Origin of the sequence: Nodosilinea sp. P-1105 (assembly GCF_012911975.1) — a bacterium.
Taxonomy (GTDB): domain Bacteria; phylum Cyanobacteriota; class Cyanobacteriia; order Phormidesmidales; family Phormidesmidaceae; genus Nodosilinea.
Genome location: NZ_SMDQ01000014.1, coordinates 37,960 through 52,506 on the forward strand (window position 1 = coordinate 37,960; position 14,547 = coordinate 52,506).

16 protein-coding genes are annotated in these 14,547 nt (G+C 54.1%); 3 read left to right on the forward strand and 13 right to left on the reverse strand.

The genetic code is table 11. From position 1 onward, the window contains the following. The first annotated feature begins 258 nt into the window (after positions 1 to 258). A complete protein-coding gene (locus E1H13_RS08620) occupies positions 259 to 585 on the forward strand; it encodes a hypothetical protein (protein ID WP_169613006.1) in 327 nt (108 codons plus the stop codon). A gap of 263 nt (positions 586 to 848) precedes the next feature. After that, positions 849 to 1,274 (forward strand): hypothetical protein, encoded by a 426-nt coding sequence (locus tag E1H13_RS08625; protein WP_206070246.1) that lies wholly within the window; start codon positions 849 to 851, stop codon positions 1,272 to 1,274. Between the two features lie 44 nt (positions 1,275 to 1,318). Here the strand turns inward: E1H13_RS08625 and E1H13_RS08630 are convergent, their stop codons facing one another. The 7 genes from E1H13_RS08630 to E1H13_RS08660 form a co-directional block, all read right to left on the reverse strand. Further along, entirely contained in the window at positions 1,319 to 1,522 is a 204-nt protein-coding gene (locus E1H13_RS08630; RefSeq protein ID WP_169613008.1) for a hypothetical protein, read from the reverse strand. Between the two features lie 136 nt (positions 1,523 to 1,658). Continuing rightward, on the reverse strand, positions 1,659 to 2,882 hold the full coding sequence (locus E1H13_RS08635; RefSeq protein ID WP_169613009.1) for an LpqB family beta-propeller domain-containing protein: 1,224 nt from the start codon (positions 2,880 to 2,882) through the stop codon (positions 1,659 to 1,661). Between the two features lie 213 nt (positions 2,883 to 3,095). Further along, positions 3,096 to 4,178 carry a glycosyl transferase gene (locus E1H13_RS08640; protein WP_169613010.1) on the reverse strand — a complete coding sequence of 361 codons (1,083 nt, stop codon included), beginning with the start codon at positions 4,176 to 4,178 and terminating at the stop codon, positions 3,096 to 3,098. A 62-nt stretch (positions 4,179 to 4,240) separates the two neighbouring features. After that, positions 4,241 to 6,127, reverse strand: a complete 1,887-nt coding sequence (ftsH2, locus tag E1H13_RS08645; protein ID WP_169613011.1) for an ATP-dependent zinc metalloprotease FtsH2 — start codon at positions 6,125 to 6,127, stop codon at positions 4,241 to 4,243. 366 nt (positions 6,128 to 6,493) lie between these two features. Then, a complete protein-coding gene (gene gltX / locus E1H13_RS08650; RefSeq protein WP_169613012.1) occupies positions 6,494 to 7,948 on the reverse strand; it encodes a glutamate--tRNA ligase in 1,455 nt (484 codons plus the stop codon). A 91-nt stretch (positions 7,949 to 8,039) separates the two neighbouring features. Further along, on the reverse strand, positions 8,040 to 8,348 hold the full coding sequence (locus tag E1H13_RS08655; RefSeq protein ID WP_169613013.1) for a SemiSWEET transporter: 309 nt from the start codon (positions 8,346 to 8,348) through the stop codon (positions 8,040 to 8,042). 213 nt (positions 8,349 to 8,561) lie between these two features. Next, positions 8,562 to 10,040 carry a cytochrome P450 gene (locus tag E1H13_RS08660; RefSeq protein WP_169613014.1) on the reverse strand — a complete coding sequence of 493 codons (1,479 nt, stop codon included), beginning with the start codon at positions 10,038 to 10,040 and terminating at the stop codon, positions 8,562 to 8,564. A gap of 60 nt (positions 10,041 to 10,100) precedes the next feature. Between E1H13_RS08660 and E1H13_RS08665 the strand changes: the two genes are divergently transcribed. Continuing rightward, the gene (locus E1H13_RS08665; protein ID WP_169613015.1) at positions 10,101 to 10,484 is read left to right on the forward strand and encodes a DUF1622 domain-containing protein; all 384 of its coding nucleotides are present in this window, start codon (positions 10,101 to 10,103) and stop codon (positions 10,482 to 10,484) included. A gap of 296 nt (positions 10,485 to 10,780) precedes the next feature. Here E1H13_RS08665 and E1H13_RS08670 read toward each other — a convergent pair whose 3' ends face one another. From E1H13_RS08670 to E1H13_RS08695, 6 genes are read right to left on the reverse strand one after another with little or no spacing between them, the layout of a single operon-like run. Next, the gene (locus tag E1H13_RS08670) at positions 10,781 to 11,446 is read right to left on the reverse strand and encodes a Na(+)/H(+) antiporter subunit B (protein WP_169613016.1); all 666 of its coding nucleotides are present in this window, start codon (positions 11,444 to 11,446) and stop codon (positions 10,781 to 10,783) included. Between the two features lie 2 nt (positions 11,447 to 11,448). Continuing rightward, entirely contained in the window at positions 11,449 to 12,126 is a 678-nt protein-coding gene (locus E1H13_RS08675; protein WP_169613069.1) for a DUF4040 domain-containing protein, read from the reverse strand. Positions 12,127 to 12,130: 4 nt separating this feature from the next. After that, the gene (locus tag E1H13_RS08680; RefSeq protein WP_169613017.1) at positions 12,131 to 12,412 is read right to left on the reverse strand and encodes a monovalent cation/H(+) antiporter subunit G; all 282 of its coding nucleotides are present in this window, start codon (positions 12,410 to 12,412) and stop codon (positions 12,131 to 12,133) included. Next, positions 12,412 to 12,675: a hypothetical protein gene (locus tag E1H13_RS08685; RefSeq protein WP_169613018.1), complete on the reverse strand. Its 264-nt coding sequence runs from the start codon at positions 12,673 to 12,675 to the stop codon at positions 12,412 to 12,414. Before E1H13_RS08685 ends, E1H13_RS08680 begins: the two co-directional genes overlap by 1 nt. Beyond that, positions 12,672 to 13,061 (reverse strand): Na+/H+ antiporter subunit E, encoded by a 390-nt coding sequence (locus E1H13_RS08690; protein WP_169613019.1) that lies wholly within the window; start codon positions 13,059 to 13,061, stop codon positions 12,672 to 12,674. The genes E1H13_RS08685 and E1H13_RS08690 overlap by 4 nt, the downstream gene beginning before the upstream one ends. Next, a complete protein-coding gene (locus E1H13_RS08695) occupies positions 13,046 to 14,503 on the reverse strand; it encodes a cation:proton antiporter (protein WP_169613020.1) in 1,458 nt (485 codons plus the stop codon). The genes E1H13_RS08690 and E1H13_RS08695 overlap by 16 nt, the downstream gene beginning before the upstream one ends. Positions 14,504 to 14,547: the final 44 nt, after the last annotated feature.

Consider the following 14,547-nt stretch of genomic DNA (forward strand, 5'->3'; position numbering starts at 1 on the left):
AAGCAATTGTAAAGATTACGCTTTTGGGTGATGCCTTTAGGCCTTTTCCGTAATATATTTTACCTATGGAGAAGAAAGGCTTGACAAAATTTTTCATTAGCTCTAATATATAAGATTTGCTAAAGCATTGGCATATTAGCATCAAAAATGTTATATTAGCTACAGAGCTAAATTGATAGGCCTTCTGGGGGCTTCACCATGGTCGAACATTTTTATTGATCCTCCTGTTGATTAAACTATATTTGGTAGCACAGACCCATGGCTCGCAAAATACCATTGACATTCAACGAGCTAGCTGTCCTAAAGTCTTTCGGTGACTTGTGTGAGGCTTCCATCCCTCAGCTTGCCGTAGAAGCAAGGTTAACTCCTACTGAAATGCGCGAAACGCTGTTTGGGTTAGAAGGTAAAAGTTTGGTTAGGACTGCTAAGGGCGGCTACTTTGCTCAAATCACGCCTTTGGGAACAAAGGCGCTGACCAACTGGGAATTTGATGAATATCAGGGTTCTTCGACAATTGTTCCCAAAGGTTCGAGAAACCGTCCTAACCCCCAAACAGCCTTTCAGCCCGAGAAATGTGATCACTAGACAAGCTGTATAAATGTTAATTAGTGTTAAGGAGGGGGACTTACTAGTTCTTCTCCTTATTTTATTTAATAAAATAGGCTCGAAGTCTATGGGGCCGAAGTTTCATGTATTGGTGGCTTCTAACGCCCATTCTTTCTGGCTTTCTAACTTGGCTCGAGATAGACAACACTATATCTATAACAACTGATATAAAAGAAAGGCGACGATTTATTCGGATTTGTTTTTTCCTCTTTATCGCAGTTAATAGCATTCTGTCAATTGTATTGTATTTCATACTTGAGGAAAATGCTGCTTTGAGAGATCTTCGCCCTCCAGTCAGGGCATTCGTCGTTGGAATAGGATATCCAGCTCTTATCCGTTTAAAATTTACGACCCTAAAGGTAGATGACAGAGAGGTCTCGATCGGGCTCGAACCTATTTACGAAAACATCAAGAACTCTTTAGACAAAAGAATTCGGCGAATTGTTCAAGAAGCTGAGTTTGAGGAAGTAAAAAATTATGCTAATTCCAAAACTTTACCAGAGCTATTACAGCGAGCACAATTTCAAGTAGGGCAGATAGGGTTTGATTCAGAGAAAAGAGGAGAATACATGTCATGGTGTGAGAGTACGGCTAATGACGAAAAATCTACTGAAATGGATAGAAAAATATTTTTGGCTGATTTTATCTTATTTAATAGAAGGAGGTGATATTTTCTATGTGGGTGGATGATTCAATCTAGCTCAGGCAGCAGTTAGTAATCACACTGCACTCTAGTAAAGATATCTGGACCTTCAACTTCCTTAAGCGCTTCTTCACCGAATTTGTTAATCAAGACATCAAGAGCCCTCTGAGTACAAACAGTTGAGCGATTAGATTGCGAAATGTTGTAGTCACTTCCTTGAGTCAAATCTGTGTCTTGACGAAGGGTTTCAGCTATCTGTTCTTTAGTAATCATCAGACCCTGCTTACATACGTTACAGCTTAGTTACAAATTGACAAAGAGCTATCAGGGTTCACGGTTTACGGCTCACGGCTGACAGTGAACTCCAGGTCGCAGAACCTATCATCATCAGATTGACTGAGCATTACGGTTAAGGCATCGGCACCCAGGCGAAGGGATAGACATACTCGTCAGGGGCTGTCAGGGCAGAGAAGTCGCTGCCATCGGGGCGTACCCCATGCAACACTTGCGTGCCTAGCTCATCGCCGATTGGGGTGGCTGTAAAGGCGATCCAGTCCCCATGGGGGCTCCAGTGGCTGTCGAGTATCGCTTGAAATGCCTCAGAGGTGAGGGTGGTATAGTCGCGGCTAGGCAAATCTAGCAAAAACAACGCCTGTTGATTGATCTCCTCGCCAAAGGCAAAGACCAGTTGCTGGCTATCAGGGGACCAGCTTAACCCACTAAAGAACCCAGGTCCCGTCAGTGATTCGACCGTTTGGGTCTCAATATCAATCAGGGCAATTACTTCTTGATTGCTGAAAGGGGGATCAAAAGGCTGGTAAAAGGCCAGGACGTTGCCATCGGGGGACCAGTGCAAACGGCTGCGGTAAATTTGGAAGTCTGGATTCGGGGTTAAGAGCTGCTGGTCAGTGCCATCCCCCTGTACCAGATGAATCCGCTGGAAGGGGTAGGCCCCTTCGTAGACAGCCAGTTGACGGCCATCGGGCGACCAGGCTAAAGGGCTACCAGCGGCTCCGTAGTTGCCTGGCGTCTGGGAAATTCGGCGGGGAGGGTTGCCGTCGCTATTATCGCCATTCACAGCAGCGACATAGACATGCTCACCCGCCACATAGGCGACCTGAGTGCCGTCAGGGGAAAGGTATAGATCTGAGGCCAGGTCTGCCGGTAAGGCAACGCTGGTCATTGGACCACCGGGTTCAGTCAGCCACAGATCGGTTTGCCCTGAGGCGTTGGAGGCAGTTTGATCGCACTGTTGACCAATGACCAGGGTTTGGGCAGGCTGCTGCCACCGCACGGCGATCGCTGGTGACCCGGTACACTGGCTGGAAAAAATTGGGGTTGATGAGCCAGTCTCTAAATTCACCAGGGTTACCTGGTCTTGGCCCTCTACTACAGCGAGTTGTTGGCCATCCGCCGACCAGGCCAGGGCGTTATAGGGGGTATCGCTGTTTTGGGTCAACGGCTGACGGTCTGCCCCATCGGGCCGAATGAGAAACACCCCTTCTGGCGTCGCAAAGGAAATTACCCCGGGGGCTGCTCCCACATTCTCCATGGCCTGCTCCGCCATCGTCTGCGGCAGTCCCACAAGGGTGATACAACCCGTTAGCACAGCAACGACTGGGTACTTAATCACAATTGATATCCTTAAACATCCCATTTGCCATCATAGCCAGTTGGCAGACAACTCATACAGGCTGATAGAAACTGCTACAATCCCCAGCAAAACCTCATTTTGGGTTACTCACCAACAAAGGATTAGGTCTGGACAATTGCTAGGGATAGCGTGTCTGCCCTAAAACAGCTACGGTCGCTAGATTCAGCAGGGAGCTTCAGGTCTGGACGTCGCCTAAGCTGTGATCAGGTAATCGACGATTGCCTGGGCAATGGTCTGGTTGCCGTCTTTGGCCAGTGGGTTAGCTGTGCGGGGGGGCGAGAGCGGCTCTTGCAAGAACTGCCACTGCCCTTGGAAAAAGGCCTCGGGGGTAAGTACCCGATGCCAGCTATGATCCTGCATGGCGTTGACCAGTACGGGACCTTCGGCGAAGGTGTTACGGGTGATGGTGGTAATGGGCAGATCTAAACGGCAGGCTTCGGCAAAGGTGCTAAAGCCTGGCTTTGATACCACCTGGCTGCACAGGGGCATGACATCCACGGGGCGGAATCCGAGCTTGGGCACCTTAAACAAATTGGGTAAATCAGGGGCGTTTTGGTCAAAGGTGAGAAACTGCCAGTGGGGGAAAGCCACTAGCCCTTGGTAGGGGATGGTTTGCAGCCCTAGGCCGCCAAAGGTCAGTAGGACGGTGCGTGCTTGGGGGACGGTCAGCTGCCAGCGACGGCGCAAGTCCTCCGGGGCAAAACGGGGGGAACCGCCGGTTAAGCCGACGTCTTCGATGACCGGGAAGGCCGCCATCGGCTCATGGAAGGGGAGGCGAAACAGGCGATCGCACTGGCTAAAACACGTACCAATCCAGTCGGCGATCGCCTCAAATTCGCCCCCCCAATCTCGGTAGATAAAGTCCCAGCCAAAGTTGCTAACCAGCCAACAGGGCACCCCAGCCTCATGGGCAATCGCTGGGGCCAGGGGGGGAATATCCCCTAAGACTAATGTCACCCCCCGCTGTCGTAGATAAGTCGCCTCGGCCGCCACAATCTGCTCCTGGTGAGCCTGGATGTGCTGGAGTTTGGCCAGGGTGGCCGGCAAGTCCATGGTCAAACTGTCGGGCTGCACTACTCCCAAATCTACCGACACCGGGCGATACTCAAAGGCGGCGGTTAAATATCCCTGCAACAGCCACTGGGGGGCCGTAGTGGCCATGATGATGTCAACCTCGGGGCACAGGGCTTGGACCGTAGCGGCGATCGAGGCGGTACGGGTGGCATGGCCAAAACCGTGGTTGGTAATTGAGAGGTAGAGGGTGGGACGGGGCATCGGGTTACTACAAGACCTCCGAGGTTTTTGAAAACCTCGGAGGTCTGGCTAGGGTCTAAGGGTTAGAGTTGGGGTGCAAACTGAGGCTTTTCAGGCACAACGGCATATTCCGACACGATTTGACGGAACTCATCGCCGTCGATCGTTTCTTTTTCAATCAGCAAATCCACTAACCGATCGATCACGGCTCGGTTGTCCTGCATGATCCCCTTGGCCTCGTTGTAGCAGTGTTCCACAATCGAGCGCACCTGCTCATCAATGCGAGATGACACTTCCTCAGAATATTCTGAGCGGGACAGCCAGTCGCGACCCAGGAAGACCTCCCCTTGGGAACTTTCTAAGGACAGAGGCCCCAAGTCAGACATGCCAAACCGGGTCACCATCTGGCGAGCCATGTTGCTCACCTGCTGCAGGTCATTGCCGGCCCCGGTGGTGACTTCGGCATCGCCAAAGATTACATCCTCGGCGGCGCGGCCCCCCAACGCTCCAGTGATCCTAGCCATAATTTGGGAGCGGGAAATCAGCATTTGCTCTTCGCTGGGGGTAAACCAGGTCAACCCCTGGGCCTGACCACGAGGAATCAGCGTCACTTTTTGTACCGGATCGTGATCTTTGACCAGGGTACCCACCATGGCATGGCCAATTTCGTGGTAAGCAATCAGCCGCTTACTCTTGCTATCCACGAGGGGAGTGCCTTCCATCCCGGCAATCACCCGATCCACAGCGTCATCCACTTCTGCCATGGTGATCGCCTCTTTGCGCCGTCGCGCCGTCAGAATTGCGGCTTCGTTCAGTAGGTTGGCCAGGTCAGCACCGGTAAAGCCAGGGGTACGACGGGCAATGGTTTCTAGGGAAATATCATCCGACAGTTTTTTGTTGCGGGCGTGTACCTCCAGAATACCCAGGCGCCCCTTGATATCGGGGGGATCAACCATCACCTGCCGGTCAAAGCGGCCGGGACGCAACAGGGCAGAATCCAGCACGTCAGCTCGGTTGGTGGCGGCGATGATGATGATGCCGGTGTTGCCCTCAAAGCCATCCATCTCGGTTAGCAACTGGTTGAGGGTCTGTTCCCGCTCGTCGTTGCCGCCGCCAATGCCAGCGCCCCGCTGGCGGCCAACGGCGTCAATCTCATCGATAAAGATGATACAGGGGGCATTTTCTTTGGCCTTCTTGAACAGGTCGCGCACCCGAGAGGCACCCACCCCTACGAACATTTCCACAAATTCAGAGCCGGAAATACTGAAGAAAGGAACCCCGGCTTCCCCTGCGATCGCTTTTGCCAGCAAGGTTTTACCAGTACCGGGAGGGCCGACTAACAGTACCCCCTTAGGAATGCGAGCCCCAATGGCGGTAAAGCGCTCGGGCTTTTTCAGAAAGGTAACCACTTCCTGTAGTTCTTCTTTGGCTTCGTCGATGCCGGCGACATCGTCAAACATGATGCCAGTCTTAGCTTCCATCATGAAGCGAGCCTTAGACTTACCGAAATTCATGGCCTGGCCAGGTCCACCAGCACCACCGGCAGAACGGCGGAACAAAAAGAACAGACCCCCAATCAATAGGAGCGGGAACAACAAGTTGCCGAGGGCCCCGACTAAGGCGCCGTCATTCCGGGGCGGATGGGAATCTAAGCTAATATTGGCGTCCCGTAGCCGACTGACCAGGTCTGGGGAGTTGCCGGGTAGATCCACTCGCCAGCGCATGACTCGATCATTCAGCTCTGGATCTACAGCTTCCACAATGGCGGTACGGCCACTATCGTACAAATCAACAGCGGTGACCCGTCCAGCGTCTAGATAGTCTAGAAAGCGGCCATAGGTCAGACGGGTATTTGCCGCATTGCGCCCCATGTCAGCAGGGGCAGAGGAAAAGGCTCCCTGCCAGAGAAAGAACCCAATCACCAACAATGGCAGGGTCCAGAGTAATACGACTCTCCACGAAAGTTTCATAACCAATGGCCTCTATTCACGACGTGCAAAGATGGGTTTGCTATAGGGTGGTGGGCAAAGCGGCCCGAACCATCCGGCTCACTATTTCCGGCTCACTATTACTATTTAAGTTCAATCTTTAAATTAGGTTGGCTAAAGCACAGTATCTTCAGTCACCCAGGTTGGCCTTGATGGTTCATACATACGTCCATCATGCCTGGAAAACGGCAAAACCATAGTTTTTAATGAGCAGAACCACCTATCTATCCAAAAATATGAGATGAATCTTTACTTAATGTAACGTAATCTGATGAACTGGGGCAAATTTACAAGCTGGGATCGCCGCGAGGGGCGATCCCCTAGGCCAAAATTGGCCGCTGTCACCCTTTAATCCGCCTTGGCAATCCCTAGGGCCTGCTGCAGCCGAGGTAGATCAAACTGGCGTTGGCGTAAAATCAGCCAGGAGTCCATCAGGTCTGGCCCCTGGAGTGCCCCCATTAGGGCCGCCCGCAGTGACTTCATCACCAATCCTTTCTTCACCCCTTGGGCCTTCGTCACCTGATTTACCACCCCCTTGAGTGCTGCCGGGGTGTCCAAGGGGTCCCCAGCGGTGAGAGCTGACAGAACGGCCGCCATCACATCGGCCACCCCTGGCAGTTGGAGTTGGGCTTTGGCTGCCTCGGTGACATCGACGGTCTTGGCGATAAAGAAGCGACTTTGGTCAACCGCGTCAGTAAGCCGGGTCAGGCTGGGGCCAATCAGGGCCATGAGGGGCAACAACCAATCGCGATCGTGGTCTAGATCAACACCATAGCCTGCCCCCTGCAAGAAGGGCAGCACCAGCTCTAACAACGCCTCAGGCTCCATACTGTGCAAGTACTGGCTATTGAGCCAGTCCAGTTTGTCCCAGTCAAATTTGGCCCCTGCTTTATTGACGCGATCGAAGCTAAAGACTTTGGCCGCCTCCGCCAGGGTAAACAGTTCTTGCCCATCGGGGGCCGACCAACCCAGCAGCGTCATGTAGTTGGCTAGGGCCGGGGCCACAAACCCCATCTTCTGAAAGTCGGAAATGGAGGTGACCCCGTCCCGCTTAGACAGCTTTTGGCCAGTTTGGTTCAAAATCAGTGGCGTATGGGCGAATTCAGGCACATTAGCCCCTAGGGCTTCGTAGAGCAAAATTTGCTTGGCCGTATTTGCGATGTGGTCTTCCCCACGAATCACATGGGTAATCGCCATATTCATATCATCCACCACCACCGCCAAGTTATAGAGAGGCTGGCCAATGGTGGTTTTGGACGCAGCTCGGGCAATCACCATGTCGCCCCCTAGATCGCTAGCCTGCCAGGACATGGGACCCCGCACTAGATCTTTCCAGGTGATGGTGCGACTATCGTCAATTTTGAAGCGGATCACCGCTGGACGTCCTTCGGCTTCAAAAGCCGCCTGTTGCTCAGGGGTTAAGTCGCGATGGCGGTTGTCGTAGCGGGGAGCCTGGCCCTTTGCTTTCATGGTGTTGCGCATGGCCTCTAACTCTGCCGGGGTATCGTAGGCCCGATAAGCTAACCCCTTATCTAACAGAGTCTGGATCGTCTGGCGATATAAATCCAGTCGTTGGGATTGAAAGAATGGCCCCTTATCCCAGGTCAGCCCCAACCAAGTTAGCCCTTCTAAGATATTGTCGGTAAATTCTGGCTTCGACCGGTCTTCGTCAGTGTCTTCAATCCGAATAATGAACTGTCCCCCTTGGTGGCGGGCAAATAACCAGTTAAAGACAGCGGTGCGAGCGGTACCGATGTGCAGATTCCCGGTGGGACTGGGGGCAATGCGAACGCGGACGGTCATGATGTACCTGCTCTATCGACAAACCCTTATTTTAAGGGTTGGCGAGATTAGTTTTTCTAGACTAAGGGGGCTACATAGCCTAAAGCCAACCCTAACGCCGCCACCCCCAAGCAAAAATGCGGGGACGATTTTGCAGACGGGGCAGAGCCTCATAGCTAATTTTTAAGCCCAAAATAATGGAAGACAGCATCAGGGTGACCAGATTGGCCATTACCAACGGGGTGTCGTGCACGTACATGCCATAGACCAGCCACAGAGAAACGCCAGCACAGAGCACTAGTAACATGGCCCAGGATAAGCTGTCGGCTGACTTTGTCCGCCAAATTTTGATCACTTGGGGCAAGTAGGCCAAGGTCGTGAGAGCACCAGCTACCATACCGAGGGTTACTGTGAGATCCATTAAAGCCACCTCATGACAATCAAGCGTGGATTTCAGCAGACGTTGAGTTGCCTCAGTCAGTTAACCTAACACAACAAAGCAAGATATTTCCTCACATAACTTGAAGTAATTCTGTCCATTTGCGGCTTGAACCTCAAGAGACTGTAAATAGCCTCGTCTAGGGTTGGGGTAGATTGTTAAGTCTTGTACATCTGGGTGCTTTTAGCCTGGGGCTCACCAGTGCACCATCTGCTTAACCGTCCCGGTCACTGTTTCAGTTGCCATAAAGGAGCCATCCTGGGGATAGGCCACCATGGGAAGTCCCCCTTTCGGCGAAAGAACGATAAACCCAGCCCGATCGATCCGAGTGTGGGGCCGCAGTTGTAGGCGGTAGCGCTGTAACAGCATCGCCAACACCACTTTGATTTCCACCATGGCGAAGGTGGCTCCGATACAGGTGCGTGGCCCGGCACTGAAGGGGACGTATTCGTAAGGGCTAGGGGCGATGGAGAACCAACGCTGGGGATCAAACTGCTCTGGTTCGGGGTATAGGTTGGCCTGGTGGTGAGTATGGTACAAGCTGACCATAATTTCGGTACCCGCAGGCAGATCATAGCCCAACATTTGGGTCGGCTGGGCCAGCACCCGACCATTCCAGGGAACAGGGGTAATGATCCGCAAAGACTCTTTGACCACGGCATCCAGATAAGGCATTTGCTTCAGCTGGTCTAGGGTGGGGGCAGTCCCCTGGAGCACGGTGGTCAGTTCGCAGAGCAACTTACTCGCCACCTGGGGATGTTGAGACAGTAGCATCAGGGTCCAGGTCAGGGCATTGGCGCTGGTTTCATGGCCAGCGGCAAACAGCACGCCAATGTGGCCTAGGAGCTCTGACTGGCTAAGGGTAAGACCGGTGTCAGCATCCCTCGCCTGGATTAACAGGGCTAGCATGTCGTGGGCTGGGTTCGCCTGTTGACGCTTTTGGGCAATTAGCTTGTCCATCGCCCGCTCGTAGTCATGTATCCGATTCAAAAATCGGTGAAACGGCAGACCAGGCCGGTCATAGGGCAGCATCAGCACTCCCAGGCTACCTAGCATGGATAAGAGCTGTTGCAGGAGTTGGCCTAGTTCTCCGCCCGATTCGCCCATGTCGTAGCCAAATAGGGTTTTGGTAGCAATCCGCAGGGTCAGCAGTCGCATCAGGGTGGCCACGTCGAAGAGCTGATGCAAGGGCACCCGGTCGAGCATGTCGGCGGTGATCGCCACCATGTCATCTCGATAGGCTTCGATTTGCCGCTGGTGAAAGGCGGGCATCATCAGCCGTCGATGTTGTAGGTGTTGGAGGCCGTTGACGCCAAATAGCCCCACGACAAAATTGTGCAGGCCGGTGGTGCGATCGCTACGATCGCGATAGCGGTGGAGCACCCCAGTCAAGGGAAACTTATGGAAAACGTCATGGTTGAGGGCCACCTGCTTCACCACCTCAGGGCCGCAGGCGATCACGGTGCCTGGACAGTCTGGCAGGGGGGAGTAGAAATTGGTGCCGCCCCCAGCCGCCAGAGAGACGATGGGGCCATGCTGTTGGAATAGTCGACCAGCAAACCCCAGGGAGTCTTTGGCGTAGCCTATGGTGTTGAGCCAGGGGCCAAGGCCAGGGAAGGTGGGGGCCGCAGGCAGTGATGCTGGCCAGGGGGCGGCGGGCAGGGTAGACACCATGGCGGAACGGTACCATATAGGTCAAGGCCATCCTAGCGAACATCCAACCTGACCACCTTTATGACGATTCAACTCTTAAGCCAGGACGTGGCGAGCACCGTCCGCATCCTCAACAGCCTGATGATTAGCGTATGCCAGCTGCTGGCGTTGTTAATTATCTTCTTGGGGGTGATGCGGGCTTTGGTCATTTATGTGGGCGATGGTCTGGTTCGGCGACAGGCGAGTAACGCGTTCCAAAGTAGCCGCCTAGCCATGAGCTATTCGTTTTCCCTGGGGCTGAGCTTTTTGATTGGGGCCAGTATTTTGAAAACTACCATTTCCAGTCAGTGGGAAGATTTTGCCCAGTTGACGGCCATTATTGCGGTGCGCACAGTCCTGAATCTGCTGTTGGAGCGGGCGATTCGCCAGGGCAGTATTGCTCAGGATAGTGAAATGGCTGCTTAAGGAACGAAAAAAGAAGCTAGAAGCCCAAAGAAAGCGCCCAGGATGCTGGCGCTAGAACGCCGACACAGATCCCAGGGTTCTGCGCTCGGATAGCCCCAAATTCCTGGCTAATCAGCCCAAGAACCCTGGGATCTTGACATACTGTAACGATGCGCTACCGATCGACGTAGGCGGTGAGTACCGTCGTGGAATCAAGGATAACCCGCCTGGGCCACCTTGATGTTGGGATCATTGCCGTCAGGATCCCCATGGCCGAAATGGTCTCGCAGTCCCATCTTGGCTGAACGCGATCGGCCTTACAAGAGGCCTCGGTAGCGGATGAATAGCAAGATGACCGCCCAGGAACCCAGGGCAACTTTGAGGGCCACCAGCACATTCAACAGGGGAATGATGCCCCCACTGAGCAGGGTGCCAAAAGCCCCAGGCGGCCATTCTCCTCCCACCAGGGTAAACACAGCTAAAAGAATGAAAATCAGCACCGACACCTTTTCCCAAGCGGCGGCCCGCCAGCGTTCGTAGATGGCCTGCATCCACTCTGGAGAGGCGGCGGTAATCGCAATTAGGCCAATGGCCGTTCCTCCTGCCACCCCAGCGGCAAACCCACCCCCAGGGCTCAGGTGGCCGCGAATGGCCAGTTCGATGCTAACCAGGGCAGCAATGGTTGCCCCCAGCCGGGCCAGCACCACAGAGGGTTCATCGGTGAAACGGTAAAAAGAGGCCACTGGGGTCTCGTCAGCCAGCAGATACTTTGCCCCCATAATGGCGATGGAAAACACCACCACCTCAAAAATGGTGTCGTAGAGCCGATTGCGAAAAATAATGCCGGAGACGGCATTGGGTACGGCGCTGTCTGAGACGATGGCTTCTGCGATCGACACGTCAGATCCTGCCGCCACCGGATCGGGCAGCACCAACATTTTCACAAAGAGCAGCATCCCTGCCACCACATAAACCCATTTCATACCTAGTCATCCTCCGTTAGGGGTGAGGCATCTGCCAGAACCGGCTGCAAGTCGCCAGTCCCAAGATCATCTAGCCCATCGTCTCCCAGCGCTTGGACTTGAGCCATCACTGGGGGCAGCTCGGTCGTGAAAATCTCATAGAGGCGGGGCACCCGCAGGGTAATCAGGTAGGGGGACTCGGGGGTATCGACAGGCACAGGGTTAGGGCTGCCATGCCCATCTGACAGCGCCTCATCAGGATAGTGGCCTGCCTCAGTCGGTCCAAAAACCACACAGGTGCCATGGACGTCTTTCGTCTTGAGCGCCTGGTGTAGTGTCTCAACATCGTCATAGGTCACTAGTTCTAATCGCAGGTGGTAGCGATTAAGCAGGGCTCGTAGGTAAGTTAACAGTGGTCGCCAGTGCAGATTTTTCCTGACTTCCTCCCCTGACAGCACCCCTAACCGCATCACCAACGATGACCGCACCGCCACCGCGTATAGGGTAATCGCCAGCATGGTCCCCACCAGGGCTTCGGTCAGGGCCACGTCAGCCCCCCCTAATACCGCATAAATTAGGGCAGCTACAGCCCCTAAGATGCCGCGAATCACCAAAGCCTGATAAGGGCTGGTTTGAATCACTAACATCAAGGCTGCCAGGGGCAGCAGTGCCATAATCACGTAGATATAACTGTCGGTGATAGCACTATGGCTCATAGCTGTCCTCCTGAGTCGAGCAGTAGGCCAGCACATAGCCTAGGACTGTGTTCCAAATGGCCAAAGAAATTAACCCCAGCACCAGCAATGGCCACTCGTGGGGAATGCGCAGCAGCAGTCCGACGACGATCGCCATGGATCCTAGGGTGTCGGCTACCGACAGACCATGCAGCTTGAACAAGACGGAACGGCGACCCAATAGGGGCCAGGTGCCCCAAAACCAAAACACCAGGCCAATCACGATACAGACATAACTGAGGACGTTAACCATCAATATTCCTCCATTACCTCACTCAGTCGTCGAATGACGTGGGCCAGCAGCATCAGGGCGGCATTGCCCACACTCAGGATCAGCACCCCCACCACCCCGATCATCCAGTCATCCCGCATTACCGACACCACTAAAATCATCACCGATGTTTTGGTGGCAATACTGGCAAAGGCCAACATCCGTTGCCAAATATCCTCATCCTGAAATGCCTCCACCATAGGAATCAGCAACGCCGCAATCATTGCCATTAGCACAGCTGTCATGGGTTTGGCCTCCGTTGAATGCGGTGGACTTCATACCAGCCCTGTTCTCGATAGTGTTGGACAATGGTTTTAGGGGTAAAGGTAATCAGAAAAATATCCAGAAAGATTAAACTGGGACTGCGACGTGGTTTAGCGCGATCCACGGTCACCACCTCATAGCGATGGGGGCGCAGCATGATTTCAAAGGCTTCGGCATAGGCCTGGGGAATCGCCACAACGACCTCCCCCAGGGTCTGCAGCCAATCTTTCAACCTTCCAGGGTTGCTCGCCCCCCGGGGTAGCAAAATCGCCACCGTAACTCCAATTAAAATGTTGGCCCAACTCAGGTCGGCCGTGAGCAAAAACCAGATCGCTAATCGCAGCAGTAGGTTTAGATAGCCAGCCATGACCACCCCATCCAAAACAACACAATCAACATCAAGCTCATAAACCCGATTAGATGCTCGAAGGCTTCTAGGCTCTGGGACAGGCTGAAGCCAGTGCGCTGAATCACCCCTTCATTAATCAGCCAGCCACCAGCGATAATCGCCAGTACCTTCAGCCCATTGCCCCAGGTATAAGCCCCTAGGAACCCTATATTGGCCACCACCAGGCCACCAATCAGCAGCGTCAACGCCATCCACAACCCTGGTTTGGCCGAGGCCCAGCCGCCCCTGGGCTGATTTGACTGGTGGGGCAAAAAGATAAATTTGGCATAGACGAGGGCTGTCCCTGTGGCCGCCACATTCAGGGCGATCACTTGCCAGGGAAACGCGTGCTTGAGGGTGGAAAATTTGGCCGCGAAGCCGACTAACCCTGGAAACCCTGACATGGAGAGGCCAGCCACCGTCAGCGGCAGCCACAGACTGGTGTAAATGGGCTGCTGCCGCAACACCCTCAAATCACGGCTAGGCAAGTTGCCAACGGTCAAAAAAAGAGCCCCTTTTGCTAGCCCATGGGCCAGGGCATAGAAGCCAGCCACCTCTGGGGCGGCCAACACCCATCCCATCTGCGAGAGGGTACTGCAAGCCAGCACCCGCTTGGCATCGGTTTCAACCAGGGCGTACACCACCCCTAATAGGGCGGCCGCTACCCCAAATAGGCGCACTAATGGGTCTAATTCCTCCACCAGCAAGGCGCAGCGCACCAGGGGAAACACCCCTGCCTTCACCACCACCCCCGATAGCAGGGCCGATACTGGACTTTCTGCCTCTGAGTGGGTCAGGGGTAACCAAAGACCCGAGACAAACACCCCTCCCTTGGTGAGCAGCCCCACCAAAATCAGCGCCAGGGCTTCGGGTGGGGCTCCATGCAGCCCGCTAAAGGCAAATGAGGTGTGGGTTTGGTAGACCAAAATCACCCCCACCAGGTAGAACAACATGGCTGTGTTGCTGACAAACAGATAGCGCAGGGCTACCCACAGGGAGCGATCGCCCCTGGGATAGGCAATCAGCAAGAAGGCGGCTATGCCGATGACTTCCAGGGCCACATATAGGCTGATAAAGTCGGCACAGACAAAGGTGGCGTTGATGCTGCCATGGAGGATAATCACCTGGATATAGAAAAAGGCTGACTTACCGGTCTCCCAGCAGTAGAGAATCACCGCTGCAGTGACCAGGGCATTGGTCAGAATGAACCAGGCACTGAGATTATCGGCCAGCAGCGTCACCCCAAAGCTATCCAGTAGGTGCAGGTCCAGGGGGGCCGCCTGCAAAAATAGGGTGGTGGCGTAGGCGATGGATACCAGGGTGCCGCCCAGGGTAAGCAGGCGATCGCCCCGGGGGAGCAAGTAAATCCCAAACCCGAGTAGAAAGGGCACGGTAACCCACAGAACCGTAAACGCAATCATGGGCACCCCCATTGACAGAGCGATTTAAAGGCCAGGGCTAGTCC

Excerpts from the sequence above, each read along its gene's own strand:
- E1H13_RS08690 (WP_169613019.1), bottom strand. The coding sequence starts at position 13,061 with ATGGCTGGCTATCTAAACCTACTGCTGCGATTAGCGATCTGGTTTTTG.
- E1H13_RS08630 (WP_169613008.1), bottom strand. The coding sequence starts at position 1,522 with ATGATTACTAAAGAACAGATAGCTGAAACCCTTCGTCAAGACACAGAT.
- ftsH2 (WP_169613011.1), bottom strand. The coding sequence starts at position 6,127 with ATGAAACTTTCGTGGAGAGTCGTATTACTCTGGACCCTGCCATTGTTG.
- E1H13_RS08670 (WP_169613016.1), bottom strand. The coding sequence starts at position 11,446 with ATGAAATGGGTTTATGTGGTGGCAGGGATGCTGCTCTTTGTGAAAATG.
- gltX (WP_169613012.1), bottom strand. The coding sequence starts at position 7,948 with ATGACCGTCCGCGTTCGCATTGCCCCCAGTCCCACCGGGAATCTGCAC.
- E1H13_RS08620 (WP_169613006.1), top strand. The coding sequence starts at position 259 with ATGGCTCGCAAAATACCATTGACATTCAACGAGCTAGCTGTCCTAAAG.
- E1H13_RS08665 (WP_169613015.1), top strand. The coding sequence starts at position 10,101 with ATGACGATTCAACTCTTAAGCCAGGACGTGGCGAGCACCGTCCGCATC.
- E1H13_RS08660 (WP_169613014.1), bottom strand. The coding sequence starts at position 10,040 with ATGGTGTCTACCCTGCCCGCCGCCCCCTGGCCAGCATCACTGCCTGCG.
- E1H13_RS08680 (WP_169613017.1), bottom strand. The coding sequence starts at position 12,412 with ATGGTTAACGTCCTCAGTTATGTCTGTATCGTGATTGGCCTGGTGTTT.
- E1H13_RS08640 (WP_169613010.1), bottom strand. The coding sequence starts at position 4,178 with ATGCCCCGTCCCACCCTCTACCTCTCAATTACCAACCACGGTTTTGGC.
- E1H13_RS08685 (WP_169613018.1), bottom strand. The coding sequence starts at position 12,675 with ATGACAGCTGTGCTAATGGCAATGATTGCGGCGTTGCTGATTCCTATG.
- E1H13_RS08695 (WP_169613020.1), bottom strand. The coding sequence starts at position 14,503 with ATGATTGCGTTTACGGTTCTGTGGGTTACCGTGCCCTTTCTACTCGGG.
- E1H13_RS08655 (WP_169613013.1), bottom strand. The coding sequence starts at position 8,348 with ATGGATCTCACAGTAACCCTCGGTATGGTAGCTGGTGCTCTCACGACC.